The organism is Pseudomonas sp. FBCC-B545 (genome assembly GCF_059134095.1).
The window spans coordinates 5,026,997-5,045,876 of sequence record NZ_CP101441.1 but is presented as its reverse complement, the minus strand read 5'-3'; the positions used below and the strand labels follow the sequence as shown (position 1 = coordinate 5,045,876).

Annotated in this window: 14 protein-coding genes; 7 read left to right on the top strand and 7 right to left on the bottom strand. The window is 61.5% G+C overall.

Going from position 1 to position 18,880, the window contains the following annotated elements:
• Positions 1–33: 33 nt before the first annotated feature.
• From NMB39_RS23320 to NMB39_RS23300, 5 genes are all read left to right on the top strand, one after another.
• Positions 34–783 carry an SDR family NAD(P)-dependent oxidoreductase gene (locus NMB39_RS23320; protein ID WP_046071102.1) on the top strand — a complete coding sequence of 250 codons (750 nt, stop codon included), beginning with the start codon at positions 34–36 and terminating at the stop codon, positions 781–783.
• A gap of 13 nt (positions 784–796) precedes the next feature.
• The gene (locus tag NMB39_RS23315; protein WP_057021442.1) at positions 797–1,096 is read left to right on the top strand and encodes a hypothetical protein; all 300 of its coding nucleotides are present in this window, start codon (positions 797–799) and stop codon (positions 1,094–1,096) included.
• Complete coding sequence (locus NMB39_RS23310) at positions 1,093–2,067, top strand: CobW family GTP-binding protein (RefSeq protein WP_198720529.1); 975 nt, start codon at positions 1,093–1,095, stop codon at positions 2,065–2,067. The genes NMB39_RS23315 and NMB39_RS23310 overlap by 4 nt, the downstream gene beginning before the upstream one ends.
• The gene (locus tag NMB39_RS23305) at positions 2,064–3,239 is read left to right on the top strand and encodes an ABC transporter substrate-binding protein (protein ID WP_057021440.1); all 1,176 of its coding nucleotides are present in this window, start codon (positions 2,064–2,066) and stop codon (positions 3,237–3,239) included. Before NMB39_RS23310 ends, NMB39_RS23305 begins: the two co-directional genes overlap by 4 nt.
• Positions 3,240–3,436: 197 nt before the next feature.
• The gene (locus NMB39_RS23300) at positions 3,437–5,773 is read left to right on the top strand and encodes a putative bifunctional diguanylate cyclase/phosphodiesterase (protein ID WP_057021439.1); all 2,337 of its coding nucleotides are present in this window, start codon (positions 3,437–3,439) and stop codon (positions 5,771–5,773) included.
• On the opposite strand, the gene NMB39_RS23295 is transcribed toward NMB39_RS23300, so the two are convergent.
• The 4 genes from NMB39_RS23295 to NMB39_RS23280 form a co-directional block, all read right to left on the bottom strand.
• Positions 5,766–7,190 (bottom strand): pyridoxal phosphate-dependent decarboxylase family protein, encoded by a 1,425-nt coding sequence (locus NMB39_RS23295; RefSeq protein ID WP_057021438.1) that lies wholly within the window; start codon positions 7,188–7,190, stop codon positions 5,766–5,768. The two genes, NMB39_RS23300 and NMB39_RS23295, sit on opposite strands and share 8 nt — an antisense overlap.
• A gap of 34 nt (positions 7,191–7,224) precedes the next feature.
• Complete coding sequence (locus tag NMB39_RS23290; protein ID WP_057021437.1) at positions 7,225–8,070, bottom strand: 2OG-Fe(II) oxygenase; 846 nt, start codon at positions 8,068–8,070, stop codon at positions 7,225–7,227.
• Positions 8,071–8,292: 222 nt separating this feature from the next.
• Positions 8,293–10,710: a glucose/quinate/shikimate family membrane-bound PQQ-dependent dehydrogenase gene (locus NMB39_RS23285; RefSeq protein WP_043048685.1), complete on the bottom strand. Its 2,418-nt coding sequence runs from the start codon at positions 10,708–10,710 to the stop codon at positions 8,293–8,295.
• A gap of 408 nt (positions 10,711–11,118) precedes the next feature.
• Positions 11,119–13,137 (bottom strand): TonB-dependent receptor, encoded by a 2,019-nt coding sequence (locus NMB39_RS23280; RefSeq protein WP_494340008.1) that lies wholly within the window; start codon positions 13,135–13,137, stop codon positions 11,119–11,121.
• Between the two features lie 170 nt (positions 13,138–13,307).
• Between NMB39_RS23280 and NMB39_RS23275 the strand changes: the two genes are divergently transcribed.
• Both NMB39_RS23275 and NMB39_RS23270 read left to right on the top strand, forming a co-directional pair.
• Entirely contained in the window at positions 13,308–13,541 is a 234-nt protein-coding gene (locus NMB39_RS23275) for a VF530 family protein (RefSeq protein WP_043048686.1), read from the top strand.
• A 4-nt stretch (positions 13,542–13,545) separates the two neighbouring features.
• Complete coding sequence (locus tag NMB39_RS23270; protein ID WP_198720526.1) at positions 13,546–14,175, top strand: Pr6Pr family membrane protein; 630 nt, start codon at positions 13,546–13,548, stop codon at positions 14,173–14,175.
• Between the two features lie 121 nt (positions 14,176–14,296).
• Here the strand turns inward: NMB39_RS23270 and NMB39_RS23265 are convergent, their stop codons facing one another.
• The 3 genes from NMB39_RS23265 to NMB39_RS23255 form a co-directional block, all read right to left on the bottom strand.
• Complete coding sequence (locus tag NMB39_RS23265; protein ID WP_494340009.1) at positions 14,297–15,064, bottom strand: siderophore-interacting protein; 768 nt, start codon at positions 15,062–15,064, stop codon at positions 14,297–14,299.
• A complete protein-coding gene (locus tag NMB39_RS23260; protein WP_046071113.1) occupies positions 15,061–15,582 on the bottom strand; it encodes a PadR family transcriptional regulator in 522 nt (173 codons plus the stop codon). The genes NMB39_RS23265 and NMB39_RS23260 overlap by 4 nt, the downstream gene beginning before the upstream one ends.
• 174 nt (positions 15,583–15,756) lie before the next feature.
• Positions 15,757–18,852 carry a biosynthetic peptidoglycan transglycosylase gene (locus NMB39_RS23255; protein WP_494340010.1) on the bottom strand — a complete coding sequence of 1,032 codons (3,096 nt, stop codon included), beginning with the start codon at positions 18,850–18,852 and terminating at the stop codon, positions 15,757–15,759.
• Between the last annotated feature and the right edge of the window lie 28 nt (positions 18,853–18,880).

The following is an 18,880-nucleotide window of genomic DNA, read 5'->3' as shown; positions in this document are numbered from 1 at the left end:
CCGCATTGGAACTGTGTTTTCCAGGAGTTTTTTATGAATCAACTCACCCATCGCCGCGCCGTCATCACCGGCGCCGGCAGTGGCATCGGTGCCGCCATCGCCCGGGCCTACGCCGCCGAAGGTGCACGCCTGCTGCTGGCCGACCGCGACGCTGCGAGCCTGGCCGAAACCGCCATCACCTGCCGCAATCTCGGCGCCGAAGTGTTCGAGTGCTTGGCCGATGTCGGCAGCCTTGAAGGCGCACAGGCCAGTGTCGACCGTTGCGTCGAACATTTTGGCGGTATCGATATCCTGGTCAACAACGCCGGCATGCTCACCCAGGCGCGCTGTGTCGAGTTAAGCATCGAGATGTGGAACGACATGCTGCGTGTCGATCTCACCAGCGTCTTTATCGCCAGCCAGCGCGCCTTGCCGCATATGCTTGCACAGCGTTGGGGACGGATCATTAACGTTGCCTCGCAGCTGGGCATCAAAGGCGGCGCCGAGTTGACCCATTACGCCGCAGCCAAGGCTGGGGTGATCGGCTTTACCAAATCCCTGGCACTGGAAGTGGCCAAGGACAATGTGCTGGTCAATGCCATCGCGCCTGGGCCTATCGAGACGCCGTTGGTGGGCGGCATCAGCGACAGCTGGAAACGCGCAAAGGCCGCCGAGTTGCCCCTGGGCCGTTTCGGCCTGGCGGACGAAGTCGCGCCGGTGGCGGTACTGCTGGCCAGTGAGCCAGGCGGCAATCTGTTTGTCGGCCAGACCCTGGGCCCGAACTCCGGCGATGTCATGCCATGAACGAGGTGTAGCCATGTGCGGACTCTGCGGGCTGTTAGGTGAGGATTTGCACTGGAGCGATCCCTTGGGTGACGAGTTACCGCGACGTCGTGAGCGCCTGCGCCGGATCGCGGCGATCAACCAGGTGCTGGTGGTGTTCCGGCTCAAGGTTGAAGATTTCCAGGGCGCGTCGTATCTGCTGCTCGGTGCCACCGGTAAACAGGCGCTGGCGAGCGGTCTGGATCAACTCTGGCAAGCAGCTGAAAACATGCTTGGACGACCCTTGGATCCCCTTGATTCGCACCTCTTGGATCACCTGGAGTCGGCTGTATGAGCATCGCCCTGAATGTCATCACCGGCTTCCTCGGCAGCGGCAAGACCACGTTGCTCACCCGCCTGTTGCACGGTGAAAGCCTCGGTGACACGGCCTTGCTGATCAATGAATTCGGCGACGTCGGCATCGACCATCTGCTGGTAGAAGAGGTCGCCCCCGACACCGTCCTGCTACCCAGCGGCTGCGTGTGCTGCTCGATCCGCGGCGAGTTGAAAGATGCGCTGCTCGGCTTGCTGCAACGCCGCGAACGCGGGGAAATCCCGGCGTTCAAACGGGTGATCCTGGAAACCACCGGCCTGGCCGATCCGGCGCCGATCCTGGCGACCCTGAACAATGACGTGCAATTGCGCGGGCGCTTTCATATCGGCCTGATCATCACCCTGGTCGACGCCAGCCACGCCGTGCTGCAAGAGCGCCTGCACCCGGAATGGCTGGCCCAGGTGGCGGCGGCGGATCGCTTGCTGTTGAGCAAGACCGACTTGGCAGGCAACTGCGAGCCACTGCGCGCGCACCTGCGGGCAATCAATGCCGGCACGCCGATCCTCAACACCTTGGAGATTCACAGCGGCGAGCAACTGCTTCTGGGCGAAGGCTTGCGCAGCGCCGAGCCGGCCGTGGAAGTCAGCCGCTGGCAACTGCGACCCACCACCACAACCACCCACGGTGCCGCGCAGGTGTGCTGCCTGACCTTCGATCAACCGCTGGACTGGGTCGGTTTCGGGGTGTGGCTGTCGATGCTGCTAAGATGCCACGGCGAACGAATCCTTCGTGTCAAAGGACTGCTTAACGTGAACGCCAGTAACGCTCCCATCGTCATTCATGGCGTGCAGCACTGCCTGCATGCCCCGGTCCATTTGCCTGCGTGGCCGGGCAAAGACCGCCAATCGCGGCTGGTGTTTATCCTGCGCGGCCTTGATCCGGCGCTGCTGCGCCGCTCCTTTGAAGTCTTCTCCCGGCGGTTCGCGGCATGATCACCCTGCGTGTCCTTGGCACATCCGTGACTCTGCTTGAAACGCTGCGCGTGCGCGCCGAACAGGACCTGGGTATTCGCCTGGTATACCAGGTGCACGATGTCGAGCAGGCCCAGCGCATCGCGGTGATGCAACCCGATAGCTATGACCTGTATGACCAGTGGTTCCACAACGTTGACTTCGTCTGGCCGGCAAGAGCGATCCAGCCCATCGACACCCGGCGTATTGCCCTGTGGCATGAGATCAATGACCTGCCCAAGCGCGGGCGCTTGTCTGCAGGCGACCGCCTGGGCAGCGGCAGCGTGCCCAGCGAACGTCTGTTCGTGCAGCACGATGGCAGCCTCGGCAGCACCGTCACCGAGCGCATCAGCATGCTGCCCCTGACCCACAACGCCGACAGTTTCGCTTACCGCCCCGAGCGTTTGCCTGAAGGCTTTTGCAGCCGCAACGAAAGCTGGGGCTGGTTGCTGGACCCGGCCTGGGGGGCGCGCACCGCCTTGCAGAGCGACGCCGCCATCGGTGCCCTGGATGCGGCGTTGGCGGTGCAGGGCGCCGGGCTGGCGACTTTCAAGGACATCGGCAATATGAGCATCGAAGAAATCGATGTGCTGGCCGACATCCTGGTGCGCAAGCAGAAGCAAGGGCACTTCGCGGCGTTCTGGTCGGACGATGAAGAAGCCGCGCAGCTGATGCTCAGCCCGAACATCGATATCCAGAGCCTGTGGTCGCCGACCTTGATGCGCCTGCACCGCGCCGGGGTGAAATACCGCCTGGCGGTGCCCCGCGAAGGCTATCGCGCCTGGTTCGGCGGCTTGTCTTTGTCGCGCCATGCCCAGGGGCCGGTGCTGGATGCGGCCTATGCGTACTTGAATTGGTGGCTTTGCGGCTGGCCCGGGGCTGTCATGGCGCGCCAAGGCTACTACATCGGCAACCCGGCGCGTACCCGTGATCACCTGAGCAGCGCCGAATGGGATTACTGGTACGCGGGCAAGCCGGCGCGGGAGGAGCTGCCGGGCAGCGATGGCTTGCCGTTGATCGATATCGGCGATGTGCGCGATGGCGGCTCCTATGAGCAGCGCATGGGGCATATCGCCGTGTGGAACTCGGTGATGGATGAGCACAACTATCTGGTGCGCCGTTGGGGGGACTTTATGCGTGCGCGAGGGGCATAACCTCTCTGGTCAATAATATGACGCTAACCCCCCGGTATTTACTGGGTTTACTTATGCCCAGTCCCAGCTAATCTGCTGAAACCGAATATCCCATTTAAATGGATATTTTTTTGACGCCAGGTTAACAGTTGGCAGGGACGCGTATGACCACAGGAAGGGGGCGCAGAGAGCGTCGAGCACGGCCAGAGGGCATGGCAATGCAGTGGCGCCACACTTTTCAAACCCGCATTGCCGCGGTGTTGGCGCTGTTGTTGCTGGTGGTCGTGGTCGCGACTTACTTCGCGGTCAAGGCTGCCACTACCCGCGCCGTGGAAAACCAGGCCGAGGTGCAGTTGAACACCGGTCGACAGGTGTTCGAACGCTTGTTGGATCTGCGCGGTCGCCGCCTGCAATACGGCTTGGACTGGCTCACCGTCGACGGTCCTTTCAAGCGTGCGGTGGCCAGCGGCGAGGCCACGGAGATACAAGCGGCGCTGCGTCGGCATGGGACCGGGGTCAGCTCCAGTGCGGTGTTCGTACTTGATCTCGATGACAAGGTCATCGCCAGTACGTTACCAGTGCTGGCTCGGGGCCAGCTGTTTCCCTATCAGGAGGCGTTGCGCCAGGCGCGGCGCAGCAGTCAGCAAATGCTGATCGTGGCGATGGATGGGCAACCCTACTTACTGGTGCAAAAGGAAATGCTCGACCCGCAGCCCATCGCCCGCGTGGTCATGGGCTTCCCCATGGATGCGCAATTTGCCCATGAGCTACGGTCCATGAGCAACCTTGAGGTGTCGTTTCTCAGTGTGCAGGACGACCGTGTCGGCCAGCTCTTTACGACCCAACCCGATGGCTACCGCGCTACGGTCACCAGCCTGCTGCGTGCGGCGCGCCTCGAACCGCAGGCGCAGGTGTATCTGTTTCATGGCCAGCGCGTGCTCAGCCAAGTACTGCCTTTGGCCAACGCCGGTGAACGCGATGAGGTGCGCGTCTTGCTGCAAAGCCCGCTGGACCATGCCCTGCAATCCTTTGCACCGCTGGACCGGCAATTTCTCGCAATTGCCCTGGCGGTGTTGCTGGTCTCCCTGGCGGCGGCGTTGTTGCTTGCACGGCGAGTGTCGCGCCCCCTCGATGCGTTGGTGCAAGCCGCCGAACGCATAGGTGCCGGTGACTACCGCACGCCGGTGCGGGTGCGTAGCCATGATGAGTTCGGCCTGCTGGCTCGCGCCTTCAACGCCATGCAAAGCGGCATCGCCATGCGCGAACGGCAACTGGCCCATAACGCCTTGCATGACCCGCTCACTGGCCTGCCCAATCGCGCCCTGGCCATGGAGCGCCTGGGCAGTGCGATCAGTGCGCGGCGGCCGGTGGTGCTGCTGTACCTGGGGATTGAAAACTACCGGGTCATCAATGAAAGCTTCGGCCCCCAGGGTGTCGAGCAAATGTTGCGCGAAGCCAGTCGTTGCCTGTCCATGAGCCTGCTGGCCAGCGACACTGCGGCACGTATGGCCGGCAGTGAGTTCCTGCTGTTGCTGGAAAACACCGGGATCGACCGCGCTGTGGCCCGTGCTGACCGCCTCTACGGACTGCTGACCGAACCCAAGCACATCGGCAACGACGAAGTGCGCCACGAAGTGAGCATCGGTATCGCGGCGTACCCCGCTGACGGGCAGCAGGTAGACGAATTGATCAATCGCGCCGCCATCGCCCGGCATGACGCGGCCAACTTGCCGGGGCATCTGCAGATATACCAGCCGGACCGCGACCTCGCTCACCAACGCCAGATCGCCCTGATCCGCGACCTGCGCCGCGCGGTGATCGAACGCGAGTTGTTCCTGTGCTACCAGCCCAAGCTCGACCTCACCCATGGCCACGTGCGCCAGGCCGAAGCCCTGTTGCGTTGGCAACATCCAAGCTTCGGACAAGTCTCGCCCGCTGAGTTCATTCCCCTCGCCGAGCGTACCGGCAGCATGGGCGGCCTGACCCTATGGGTGATCGAGGAGGCCATTCGCCAAATGGCAGAGTGGGCGCAGCGTGGCTTGCCGATGCAGCTGTCAGTGAATATATCCGTGGATGACCTGGCCGATGATGAACTGGCCGTTCGCGTCACCGCAATGTTGATGCAATACGGGGTGGCGGCCGAACACTTGATTTTCGAAATCACCGAAAGCGCCATCATGCACAACCCGCAACAGGCCCTCAGCGTGCTGGAACAGTTGCGTGGTTGCGGCATCAGCTTATCTGTGGATGATTTCGGCACTGGTTATTCATCCCTGGCGCAATTGCAGCGCCTGCCGGTGCAAGAGTTGAAGATTGACCAGTCTTTTGTGCGCAATCTCGACAGTACCAGCGGTGATGGTGTGATCGTGCGCTCCACCATCGAGATGAGCCATAACCTGGGGCTCAAGGTGGTGGCCGAAGGCGTTGAGTTCGAGCACAGCCTCACCCTGCTCAAACGCTGGAAATGCGACACTGCCCAGGGCTACCTGATCAGCCGGCCCTTGAATGCCATGGCGTTCGAGAGGTGGATGAGGCGTGAGCGGGTGCCTATCTAGAAGGCATTTCAATCACCAGGGACTGCAATAGCGCCCACAACCCTTCGACATGCTGGCGCTCGGTGCCCAGTGCGCCGATGGACACGCGCACCATCCAGCGTTCATCGAGGATCGCCGGCGTGACGTAGGCTTTGCCTGACAGGTTGAGCCTTTCTGCCCAGTCGCGTGTGTGCTTATCCAGCGCTTCGCCGCTCAAGCCTGGCGGTTCGTAGCGGATGCACAGGGTTTGCAGGGCCGGCGCGGCCACCAGTTTCCAGTGCGCACTGCCTTCAATCTGCTCCGCCAGCCAGCGCGCATTAGCCAGGTCTCGTCGCAGCCGCGCTTGCAGGCCGCTGACGCCTTGCTCGCGGATCAGGAACCACAGCTTCAGGGCGCGGAAGCGGCTACCCAGGGAAATCCGCCAGTCGCGGTAGTTTCTGACCTGGCCGTCGGCGTTGGACTGCAGATAGCTCGGGTTGGTGGTCATGATGCGAATCAAATGCTCAGGGTCGCGAACGAAGTACACCGAGCAATCGAAGGCTGCGCCCAGCCACTTATGCGGGTTGAGGACCAGGGAGTCGGCGTTTTCGATACCACGCCACAGCGCTCGGCACTCCGGCAGGATCATTGCGGCGCCGGCCATGGCTGAGTCGACATGCAGCCACAAGCCATGGCGCTGGGTCAGTTCACCAATTGCATCCAGGGGGTCGATCGCCATGGCGGCCGTGGTCCCGGTGGTGGCAATCACTACGCAGGGGCGGTTGCCGGCGGCCAGGTCTTGCTCGATGGCTTGCGCTAACGCCTGGGGTGACATGGCGTTGCGTTCGTCGGTGGCGACCGTGCGGATATTGTTCTGGCCGAATCCAGCGAGAATGGCTGCCTTGTTCACTGAACTATGGGCGTGGGCTGAGGTGTAGACGATCAGGGGCGCGCCGCTGTCTTGCAGGCCGTCATGCATCAGCGCGTACTGGGAGCTGCGTTCTCTGGCGCTGATGAGTGCCACCAGAGTGGAGGTTGACGCGGAGTCCTGGATCACGCCGCTCCATTCGCGGCTCAGGCCGATCATGTCGCGCAGCCAGTCGGTGGTCACTTCCTCAATTTCGGTAAGCGCCGGGCTGGATTGCCAAGACAATCCCACCACACCCAAGCCGGTGCTCAGGCAATCGCCCAGTACCGAGGACAGTTCCACGTTGGAGGGGAAGAAACCGAAAAAACTCGGATGCTGCCAGTGCAGCAGCCCGGGCATGATCAGTTTTTCCACATCACCCATGATCTGTTCGAAGGGTTCGGCGCTTTCAGGCGGGCTCACCGGCAGGGCAGCTTTGATCTCGCCAGGTACCGTGGTGGGCTGCACGCCGCGTTGCTCGATGTTTTGTCGATAGTCTGCGATCAGGTCGATCATGGCGTAGCCATGGCGACGGAATTCTTCGGGGGTCATAAAAACATATCCATTTGCAAGCGAGTTAAAAGTATCAGCACCAGAAATAAAACGGTTCGCCAGGGGTATAGCCGATAAACGACTGCATGCTGATACGTTTTCCCGACTCGAATCCGCAAATGGCGTGGGGGCGGCGGGTATTGATGATCACCAGTTCGTTGTTGCGCGGCTGGATACGCAACGGCTTTTGCAAACGGTCCTCGGGCAGTTGTGCGCCTTCGAAACGCTTGACCTCGTCATAGGCAAAGGCCTCGGTATCCCAGATGATCAACTCTCCGCCTGATGGCGGCGTTTCCAGATAAATATTGGCGCTGAATTGGTGTTCCAGTTCCGCGATCGACAGAGGCAGGCAATCCACATGGGGAACCGTTTCCGAGAGGTGCGCCGTCTCGGGAAACATGGCGCGGATAATCCCGCAGAACATCGGTTGGCCTTGAAAAGCTGCGGTGACTGAGCCTTGCGGCCAGATCTCCTGGAGCTGCTCCATCAGGTGTTGGATGGGCGGCTTTTCAGGTGCGCAAATGCTGTCGATCACACCGCGCATATGGGCCGCGTCAGCATAATATTTGGCTTGGGCATCGCTGCCGGCAGCCTTGCCGTAGGTGGAGTTGAACGGGGTGCCCCAGCGATGCACGCCGTAGAAATGCTGTACGACGTGGCCATCCTCGTAGGTTTCATGGCTGTATTGTTCCAGCGTGTCGGCCTCACCGATGATTTGCTTTAACCGCTCGCTGGTTTTGGCGTTCGCAAACTCAGGTATCCGGATGGCAAGTACTTCTCCGCTGATCAGTTGTTTCAGACTGGAAGTGTCGAGGTATTCAAGTTCTATAATTTTTGCTGATTTGCACGTGGTTGGTTTTGTCGCAGCATGGTCCATCATGTTCAGAAGCTCCCTTTAGAGTTTTATCAGTGTGCGTATAGGGTACGCAGGGCGTGTGCACTAAATTAGTTTTAAGGGCGCAGGGGACCGATAGGACTTTTCTTGAAACGCTGGTTTTTTAGCCGGCTGATTAATCGCGTATTAACGATCGTCAATTTTTGGCAGACGAAAAAAAAGCGGCTACCCATCAGGTAGCCGCCTTTGTTTTACCGCCGGGTCCACTTAATCCGGCAGTTTGAACGCCATCACATAGTCACCCTGTTTGGTACCCAGGGAACCATGACCGCCAGCCATGACCAGCACGTACTGCTTGCCGTCCTTGCCGGTGTAGGTCATCGGTGTGGTTTGCGCGCCTGCAGGCAGGCGGCCTTCCCACAGTTGCTTGCCGTTTTTCACGTCATAGGCACGCAGGTACTGGTCGAGGGTGCCGCTGAGGAACGCGACGCCACCGGCGGTGGTGAACGTACCGCCCAGGCTAGGCACACCCATGGTCAGCGGGATAGGAACCGGCGAGCTGTCACGCACGGTGCCGTTCTTGTGCATCCAGATGGTCTGGTGGTTGGTCAGGTCGACCGCTGCCACGTAGCCCCACGCTGGTGCCTGGCACGGCAGGCCCATGGGCGACAGCAACGCTTCAAGGATCACGCCGTACGGCGCGCCTTTGTTTGGCTGTACGCCTTCGGTTTCGCTGACGCGTGGGCCTTGCTTGGCGATGTCTGCAGCCGGGATCAGTTTCGATTTGAACGCCATGTAGCTCGGGTTCACGAAGGCGATCTGGCGTACTGGATCGACCGAGATGCCGCCCCAGTCGAACACACCGAAGTTACCTGGGTAAACGATTGAGCCTTGCAGCGATGGTGGGGTGAACGGGCCGTCGTAGCGCATCGACTTGAAGTCGATCCGGCAGATCAGTTGGTCGAACGGCGTAACGCCCCACATGTCGCGCTCTTTCAACGGCGGCGGCATGAAGTTCAGGTCGGACTTGGGCTGGGTAGGGGAGGTACGGTCGCCCGCCACTGCGCCTTGGGGTACGGCAACTTCGTGGATTGGCACCACCGGCTGGCCGGTAGCGCGGTCCAGCACGTAGATGCTGCCTTGCTTGGTCGACGCCATCACGGCCTGCTTGACGCCGGCTTCGGTCTTGATGTCGATCAACGAAGGCTGGCCGCCGACGTCCATGTCCCACAGGTCGTGGTGAGTGAACTGGAAGGTCCACTTCACGTGGCCGGTGTCGATGTCCAGGGCGGTCAGGCCAGCGGCGTATTTTTCCGAATCGTCGGTACGGTCGCCGCCGTACTGGTCGGGCATCTGGTTGCCCATCGGCAGGTAAAGCATGCCGAGTTTTTCATCCACGGCGAACATGGACCACATGTTCGGCGAGTTGCGGGTGTAGGTCTTGCCCTCGGCCAACGGGGTGGTGTCGTCCGGGTTGCCGCTGTCCCAGTTCCACACCAGTTTGCCGGTGTGCACGTCGAACGCACGGATCACGCCGCTTGGCTCATCGATCGAAACGTTGTCGGTCACGTGACCGCCGATCACTACCAGGTTCTTGGTCACGGCCGGTGGCGAGGTGGAGTAGTAACCGCCTGGGGCGAAGCTGCCGATGTTGGCGCGCAGGTCGACCTGGCCTTTGTCACCGAAGTCTTCGCACATCTTGCCGGTGTCGGCGTTCAGGGCGATCAGGCGAGTGTCAGCAGTAGGGACGAAGATGCGTTTCGGGCAGGCATTCGGCGCGGCAGCCGGGCTGGCGCTGCCGGTGGGGCTCTGCTCGGAGGCGTAGGCAGCGTCATCGTGGTACGACACGCCACGGCAAGTCATGTGCGCCCAACCCTTGAAGCTTTCAGCACCCTGGGTGGTGATCTTCGGGTCGAAACGCCAGATTTCCTTGCCGGTGTCCGGGTCCAGGGCAATCACTTGGCTGTGCGGAGTGCACACGTAGAGCATGCCGTTGACTTTCAGCGGGGTGTTTTCCGCGGTGGTTTCACCGGGGTCGCCTGGGCCAGGGATATCGCCGGTACGGAAGGTCCACGCGGGCACCAGCTTATGCGCATTTTCCGGGGTGATCTGTGCCAGTGGCGAATAACGATCACCGTGGGCGGAACGGCCATAGGAATTCCAGTCGCCATCAGCCTGGGCCGGTGCAGCGCTGGCCATGCCCGGCACCGCGTCGCGGTCCAGTTGGCCAGTCTTGACCATTTCACCTGGGTTGGTGAACTGGCTGGCCAGGGCGGTAGCACCGGCCAGCACCACGGCCACGCTCAGCGCGCCAGTGCCCAATGGCGCGGCTTGGCCGCGCAGCAACGGACGGCGAAACCACGGCAGCAGCATGACGATGCCCAGGGCGAACAGCAGGGCCAGGCGCGGCACCAGTTGCCACCAGTCCAGCCCGACTTCCCACAGTGCCCACACGGTACTGGCGAACAATACCAGTGCATAAAGGCCCAGCGCGGCGCGGCGGGTGGCGAGCAGCAACACGCCGGTCAGGGCGATGCCGATACCGGCCAGCAGGTAGTACAGCGACCCGCCGAGCATGCTCAGCTTGACACCGCCGGCCAGCAAGGCCAGCCCCATGATCAGCAGCAAGATCCCCAGCAGCCTGGGCAGCAGGCGGCTTGGGCTTGAAGCCCCATCAGTGCTCATAGTGTGTTTCTCCGTTACGTTGGAATTATGTAACCCCGTGCTTCACTCACTGTAGATGACGATTCGGCTCGGGCTTGGTTCATCGTTATTTTTGATTTTTTCTGTGGATAACCGAGTTATCCACAGGCGGGCAATAACCCTTCCAGCGCTGGTCGAGGTAAGACAGCGCTGTCTTTGCGTATAGGAAAAATTGGCAAAGGGGATCGACCGGGAGGTGAAGCGTTTCAGATTGTTGCGAAGGATAATGCGGCGGGGCGTTTTGAGAAAGGGTGAATCGCAAGATGCATCATTTCAGTTTTGGTAACAGTGACTCATTGTCGCTGCAAAATTTAGGTGGGAGGGGGCTTGCTCCCGATGGCGGTCGCTATCGGGGGCAAGCCCCCTCCCACAGGGGATTTGCTGTGTGGGTCAAAAGGTGGTGCGGATGCCGAACTGCACACTACGCCCCGGTGCTGGCGCGATGTCGCGCAGGATCGAGCTGGCATAGCGCACGGTCTGGTTGGTCAGGTTCTCGCCATTGACGAAGGCAAGCCACTGGCTCGCACCGACATTGAAGCGATACCCCGCGCTCGCACCGAGGGTGGTGTAGCCATCGGTGCCGCTTTCGTTATCCGGCACGCGCCCTTGGCCTGCTGCGTGTTCCACATCGAGACGCGCCTGCCAACGGTCCAGTTCCCATAGCAAGCCGCTGTTCAAGCGCAGCGGCGCGATGCGTGGCAGGGCTTCGCCGGTGTCCAGGTTGGTGGCGCGGGTGTAGTCGCCCGACAGTTCCAACGCGAACTTGCCGTAGGCGCCTTCGCCGAGTTGCCAGTGATCCTGGGCTTCGAAGCCGGCGAAACGCGCACGCACCCCGGAATATTCGTATTCGGGAATACCGCCCGCGTCCTCTTCACCTTCATCGTTCAAAGTGCGCCCCGTACCGAGCAGGCCGATGTAGTTGGAGAAGCGGCTGTAGAACACGCCGAAGCTGCCCTTGTGGGTGCCATTGTCAAAGCGCAGCGCGAGGTCGCTGGACACGGCTTTTTCTTTCTTCAGGTTGGCATCGCCCAGCTCAAAGGTGCCAGTGGCGACATGGGCGCCGTTGGCATACAGCTCATAGAAGGTCGGAGCGCGCTCGGTGTAGCCCAACGTAGCAGCCAGGGACCAGATTGGCGTGAGGGTATACACAGCGCCGGACGACAGGCTGCCGGCGGTGAAGTCATTGCTCTTGCTGGCATTGGCAAATCGCTCGTTGCCCTTGGCATCGGGATCGACGCTGGTGTGTTCCACGCGGGCGCCGAGGCTGAGTTTCAGGCGCTCGGTGGCCTGCATTTCTTCGAGGATGAACAGTGCGCCGGCATTGGTGTCGGTCTGCGGCACGAAAGCTTCTTCGCCCAGGGCCGAGAACTCATTGCGGGTCACTTGGGCGCCGACCACGCCATCGAATGGGCCGATCGGCTGGTGGCGAGCTTCAACACGGGCTTCATAGCCTTTGTTCTTGAAGATCGTACCGGTCTCGCCGCCTTCGATTTCGCGATGTTCATAGTCGGTGTAGCCCGCGTCGAGTTTCACCGAGGTGAATGGCCCTTGCAGGTTACGGATTTCGGACGCAAAGGCGTAGTGATCCTGCTGCATGCGGATGCGCACGTCCTGCTCGGCCGGCGAGCCGTAGTTGCTGTCGTAGTTGCTGTAGGAGAGCCCGGCATAACCATCGTCCCAGGTGTAGGAACCACCGACGGCGCCACCGTCCTGGCGCCCGTCGCTGTTGCCCAGGCGGCCGTTCTTGCCTGGGCCGTCTTCGGTGTTCGGGGCGTGGCGGCTGCGGGCATAACCTGGGATTTTCAGGTCGTTGAATTCCCGTGCATTGGCATCCAGGTGCAGGGCGAAGGTGCCGTTGCCGGCTTCCAGCTTGCCCGCGCTGCTGCGGGTGGTATCGGCGCCGCCGTAGCGTAACTCGCCGGCGCCGTGGATGCCTTCGATAGCCTCGGTGGGGATGCGGTTGTCGAAGGTATTGACCACACCGCCGATGGCGCTGCCGCCATACAGCAGGGCAGCCGGGCCGCGCACGATTTCAATGCGGTCTACATTGATCGGGTCGAGCGGTACCGCGTGGTCGTAGGACAGTGACGACGCATCCAGCGCGCCTACACCATTGCGCAGGATGCGAATGCGGTCGCCATCCTGGCCGCGAATGATCGGGCGGCTGGCGCCCGGGCCGAAATACGAAGATGACACCCCTGGTTGCTTGTTCAGGGTTTCGCCGAGGCTGCCTTTTTGTTGCAGGGTCAGCTCATCACCTTCCAGCACTGTGGTAGGCGAGGCCAGTTGTTCGCTGCCCAGCGGGTTGCCAGTGACCACTTGGGGTGGCAGTTCCAGGGCGTGGGCTAGGGAGCTGATCAACAAGGCGGCGGCGAAGGGGGACAAGCGCCAGAGAGAAGGCAGGGACATCGGTTATTCCTAGGTAAAACGACTGATAGATATGGTTACAATATAACATCTCTTTTTGCGTCGGAAAGGGAACTTTTCCTGGCGGGCTATATTCAATGCGATGCTTCCACCTGCACGCCTCGTCGGCTAAGGTGCGCGGCTGTGTTTCCTCTATTTGCAAAAGGCCCGGCATGACCGCGACAAGCAACGACCCGCTCCACGGTGTGACCCTGCAACACGTGCTCACCACCCTGGTTGAACATTACGAGTGGAGCGGCCTGGCCGAGCGTATTGATATCCGCTGCTTCAAGAGCGACCCGAGCATCAAGTCGAGCCTGACCTTCCTGCGCAAGACCCCTTGGGCACGGGAGAAAGTCGAAAGCCTGTACGTCAAACTGATGCGCACCAAACGCCCGCTGGATTGAGGCCATGAAGCGCTTTGTGGCGGTAGCGGCGCTGGCCGGTTGGGTGGGGCTGGCGATCCAGCAATACCTGATCTTCTATTCACGCTGGGCCATCGACGCCAGCCTGTTGGGTGGGCTGATCAGCTTTTTCAGTTTCTTTACGGTGCTGACCAACACCCTGGCGGTGGTGGTGCTCAGTTATGCAGGGGGCCAGCGCGACTCAGCGATGAAACGGTTTTTCCTGGCGCCAGTGGTCAGCAGCGCAATCGCCGTGAGCATCATTGTGGTGAACCTGGCGTATAACCTGCTGCTGCGGCATTTGTGGAGCCCCGAAGGCTTTCAATTCATCGCGGATGAATTGCTGCATGACGTGATGCCGCTGCTGTTTGTGATCTATTGGTGGCGGTGCGTGCCCAAGGGGCAGCTGCGTTTCAGGCACATTGGTGCCTGGGTGATCTACCCATTGGTGTACTTCGGTTATGTGCTGTTGCGCGGGGATTTGCTCGGGCAGTATCAGTACCCGTTCATTGATGTGCTGACCCTGGGTTACCCACAGGTGTTCGTGAATGCCGGAGGGCTATTGGCGGGGTTTGTGCTGGTGGCGCTGGTAGTGGTGGGGCTGGATAAACGCCTGGGCCGGGCGCACTCCAACTGATTCAGCTTGATCCAATGTGTGAGGGGGCTTCAGTCACTTAAGCGTACATCGCCCTCCTACAAAAAGCCTTAACTGACTGACAGTAGGGCAAGCCCCCTCTCACATTTCGACCGTGTCAGCCTTATGCGTCTTCGCTGCCTTCGGCCCGCCAGTAGCCCACAGCCTTCAAGAACTCCTCGTTGACCTTGTGCGTATCCAGCAACACCCGTCGCACTTGGCGTGACAACTTGGTTTCGGTCGCGACAAAACTGTACAGCGTGCCGCCAGGCAGCGTCAGATTGCGTACTACATCGAGCAGATCTTCCTGGCCGCGCACCACCCAAATAGTCTCAACATCCGCAGCGCTCTCCAGCACTTGCTGTTCCGCTGTATCGGCGATTTCTATCACCGCCAGCACCTTTCGACTCGCCGGCAGTTCTTCCAGGCGCCGCGCGATGGCCGGGATTGCGGTTTCATCGCCAATCAACAGGTAGCTGTCGAAGATATCCGGCACGATCATCGAGCCCCGTGGCCCGCCGATATACAGGTACTGGCCGACCTGCACCTGCTCGGCCCAGGTGGAGGCGGGGCCGTCGCCGTGCAGCACGAAGTCGATATCCAGTTCACCGATGCTCAAGTCGTAGCGCCGTGGCGTGTAATCGCGCATGGCCGGTTGCGGGCCGTCGCCCTTGATGGTGAATGTGGGGCTTTCCAGTGCGGCTTGTTCGGCGGCGTTCTGCGGGAACAGCAGCTTGATGTGATCGTCACTGCCCAGGCTGATGAAGCCCGCCAGCTCAGGACCGCCCAAGGTGATGCGGCGCATGTGCGGCGTGAGGTCGACCACCCGCAGGACTTGCAGGCGGCGGCGTTTGATTTCGTGGGTAACGCGATGGATGGCTTGAGTATTCATTGGTCTTTCCCGTCGACGATGGCTTGGGCGGTGCCGTTGAGCAGCGCCGCGACACGAACGATTTCTTCCGGGCTCCAACGCCCATGGTGCGAATGCAAGGCATGACGCAGGTTGTGCACCGCCTCGTGGATTTCCGGCGGGCGGTCGTGGCCGCGCAGTGAGCGCTTGCTGACTTCCATGCGCATGCGAATGCCTTGGAGGGCAACCGCCTGTTCGCTTAAGAAGAGACGACCGGCGTCGGTGATTGTGTAGCGTTTTTTTCCGCCTTCGGCGTCACCGCTGATCAATTCGCTCTCTTCAAGAAAGGTCAGGGTGGGGTAGATCACGCCCGGGCTCGGGGTGTAGGCGCCGTCGAACAGGTTTTCGATCTGGCGGATCAAGTCGTAGCCATGGCAGGGCTGTTCGGCGATCAGCGCCGGCAACAGCAGTTTCAAGTCGCCCGGCGCGAACACCCGAGGGCCGCGGCCCGGGCGTTTATCGAAGCCGTCACGGCCATGGTGAGGGTGGTGCTCTCTCATTTTTAAGTTCTCCGTCTCGATTAAGATAGAACTTAAGATATATCTTTTTATTTGGCAAGCTCGGGCGACTGATGGTCGGGCAGCGGCAGGTGTAAGAGGGGGGTGAAAGGAACATCCGCTGGCGCGGTCCGGCAGACGAGCACGCACATTATCTTCGATGCGCTGCAGCCCGCTTCATGACCGGTGGCACAGCGCCTCTCCCGTCGCTTCCAGATACGGCACCAGCATCGGTGCCATGCCCTTGAGCACTTGCACCGGCAAGGCCGAGGTAAAGGTGAAGCCTTGGGCCGAGCTGCCGGGAACGAACGCGGTGAGGGTGCCGAAGTGGCGGTCACCGATAAAAAACACAAAGGTGGCGGTGCGGTTGATCGCCTTGGAGCTGAGTATCCGCCCACCGGCGCCGATGGCTTCGATGCGGTTGTCGCCGGTGCCGGTCTTGCCACCCATGGCCAGGGGCGTGCCGTCGGCCAGCTTGAAACTGCCGGCCACGCGCTTGGCTGTGCCGGCGTCCACCACCTGGGACAGTGCGCCGCGCAGGGCCCGGGCCACTTCCACCGGCATCACGCGCTTGCTGCGGTTGGGATCGTTGACCAGGCGGGTATCATAGGGCGTGCCGGCGCCGAAGTGCAGGCTGTCGATGCGCAGTACCGGCAGGCGCACGCCGTCGTTGAGGATGATCCCCATCAACTCGGCCAGGGCCGCCGGGCGGTCGCCGGAGCTGCCAATGGCGCTGGCCAGGGACGGCACCAGGTGGTCGAAGGGGTAACCGACGGCCTGCCAGCGCTGGTGGATCTCCAGGAAGGCTTCGACCTCGAGCATGGTGCGGATCCGGCTGTCACGGGCGCTCTGATGGCGGCTCTTGAACAACCAGCTGTAGACCTCCTGGCGTTCGAACTGGCTGGCCTTGACCACCTCGCTGAACGTCGCTTCGGGATGCTTGAGCAAGTGGCCTACCAGCCACAGGTCCAACGGGTGGACCTTGGCGATATAACCTTGGTCCGGCAGGTCATAGGCCCCGGGGCCGTAATCCCGATAGAGTTTTTGCAGGCGTTCGTCGCTGAGTTTTTCATTCGCCTTGGCGCCGGTCAGGTGCGCACGCACGAACCGGTTGAAACTGTCCTGGCTGGCGTCGGGCAACAGGTAGCGGTGTACGGCGGCCAGGCGCATGGGCGTGGGGCGCAGGCCGTCGAGAAAAGTATCGAGACGTGCCTGGGTGTCTTTCTTCTGGTACTTCTTCCAGAACTTGCGCAGGTAGGTCGTACCTTCACGGTCGGCGAAACCGGCGAGGTATTCCTGGCGACGCGGGTCGCTGTCGTCCTTGAGCAGTGCCGCGCTGTTGTTGGCGCCAGAGTAGGTGGTGAAGCGCACCAGGTCTCGCATCAGGCGGATGAAGGGCAGGTTGATCGACTCGCGCAGGGCGTCACGCAAGGTCGGGTTGCGGTGGTTGTCTTCATTGCGAAAATTATGGAAGTGATGCAGGCCGCCACCGGTGAAAAAACCTTCGTAGGGGCTGGCCGAGTAGGTGCGGTCGAGGGCGGCATCGAGCATGTTTGCCAGGGATTTATCCGCGGCCTGGATCAGGTAGTCGACGGCCCAGCGGCTGATACGGTCCTGCTCGGCGATGTCGAGTTTCTTCAGGGCGGCCGGGGTCAGTGCGGCGTACTTCTCGTGCAGCTCGGCGATGATCTGCAGGTAGGTGGTGAGCACCCGCAGCTTGGCGGTGGAGCCCAGTTCGAGCTTGCTGCCTTCGTTGATATCGAAAGGTTGGTCGGTGTTGTCGGTTTGCACCCGCACCCGCGCACCGTCGGCGGTGCGCTCGAACAGGGTAAAACTGTAGCGCACTTGTGCGGTGCTGGCGGGGCTGAGCAAGCGTTCACCGAGCAGGCCGAGCTTGGCGGCATACGCTGGGTCGGCGAGCTGCTTGAGATAGTCGGTGAGCTGGTTCTGCAAGGGGGCCTGCAAGGTACTGGTGGCGGCCAGGTCGAGGCGATCGAGGTCATACAGCGCACGCTTGAGTAGCCCGGCCAATTGGCTGCGGGCTACGCTGATGCCTTTGTTGCTGTCGACCCGTTGCAGGGTCGGTTGTTGCTGCCAGTCACGGAAACTGACCTGGGCCGCGAGCGCCGCCCTGGCCAAGGCCGCATCAATGATCTGGTGCTGGGCCAACAAGCGCAGGTGGCTATCGGTCAGCTCGGCCAGCTCGTCGCGGCCCTTGATCAGGTAATGCGAAGGACGGCGCTGGGCAATCATCAACGAAAGTACCTGGCGCAAGGCCAGGCCACGTGCGGCGAGGCTGGTCGGGGCCTGGCCGATGTCCGCCAGCGCCCGGTTGACCTGGACAAAATCGGCGCCGTACCACACCCGTAACCCTTCGGCCATGCCGTGCACCTCGCCATGACCGGGCACCGCCGACAGCGGCACGCTGTTGAGGTAATCGCGCACTACGTTTTGCCGGGCGACCAAGGTGTCGGGGCCATGCTGGTAGGCGCGCACGCTGGCGGACAGCATCTGGCGGATTTTTTCACTGCCTGACAGGGTCAGGCCGTCGGGTGAGTGGCGGTATTTTTCCAGCTGGGTCGCCAAGGTACTGCCGCCGGCCGTTTGCCCGGGCAAGTGCAACTGGCGGGCGACTTGCGACCACGCCGCCTTGGCAAATCGTGGCCAGTCCACGGCCGGGTTGGCCTGGGCCGGATCGGGGTCCAACAGTTCGCGGTTTTCGATGAATAACAAGCTGTGCACCAGCAGCGGTGGCACGTCAGTGAAGCGTGCATACAGCTGGGGCGGATAGCTGAACTGATATAGCGGCGTGGCGCGGCAATCGGTGATCGACAACCCGGCCTGGAGTTTCTCGGCGTAGGGAATAAATAACCCATGGCGACTGTAATTCATCAGCGCCTCGGAGAAGCGTGCCTGGGATACGATCACATAGTTGCGCTTGAGCAGGCGCGGCAGGAACTCGCCCAGGGCGCTGTAGCCCAGGCGCTGGTCAAAGGGCCCGGCGCCGGGATACACCATGGCGTCGCTGGCGCCAGGACCGACGCTGTAGGTCAGCTCGCTTGCCCATTGACTGAACAAGCGGGCTTGCCAGTGGGCGCTGCGCATTTCCCGCAACGCGGCATAAGCACCGGCAAGCACAGCCATCAACAGGATCAGCCAACCCAGCCGTCGCCAAAGGCGAGGCGGCGGTTTCTTTTTCGACAAAGGCGCGGGGGACGGGCTGTCGTTGTTGATTGCAGTCTTGCTCGGATCGGTTTGCCACAGAGCGCCCATAGTCGATTGATCCATGCGTGCAGATTGA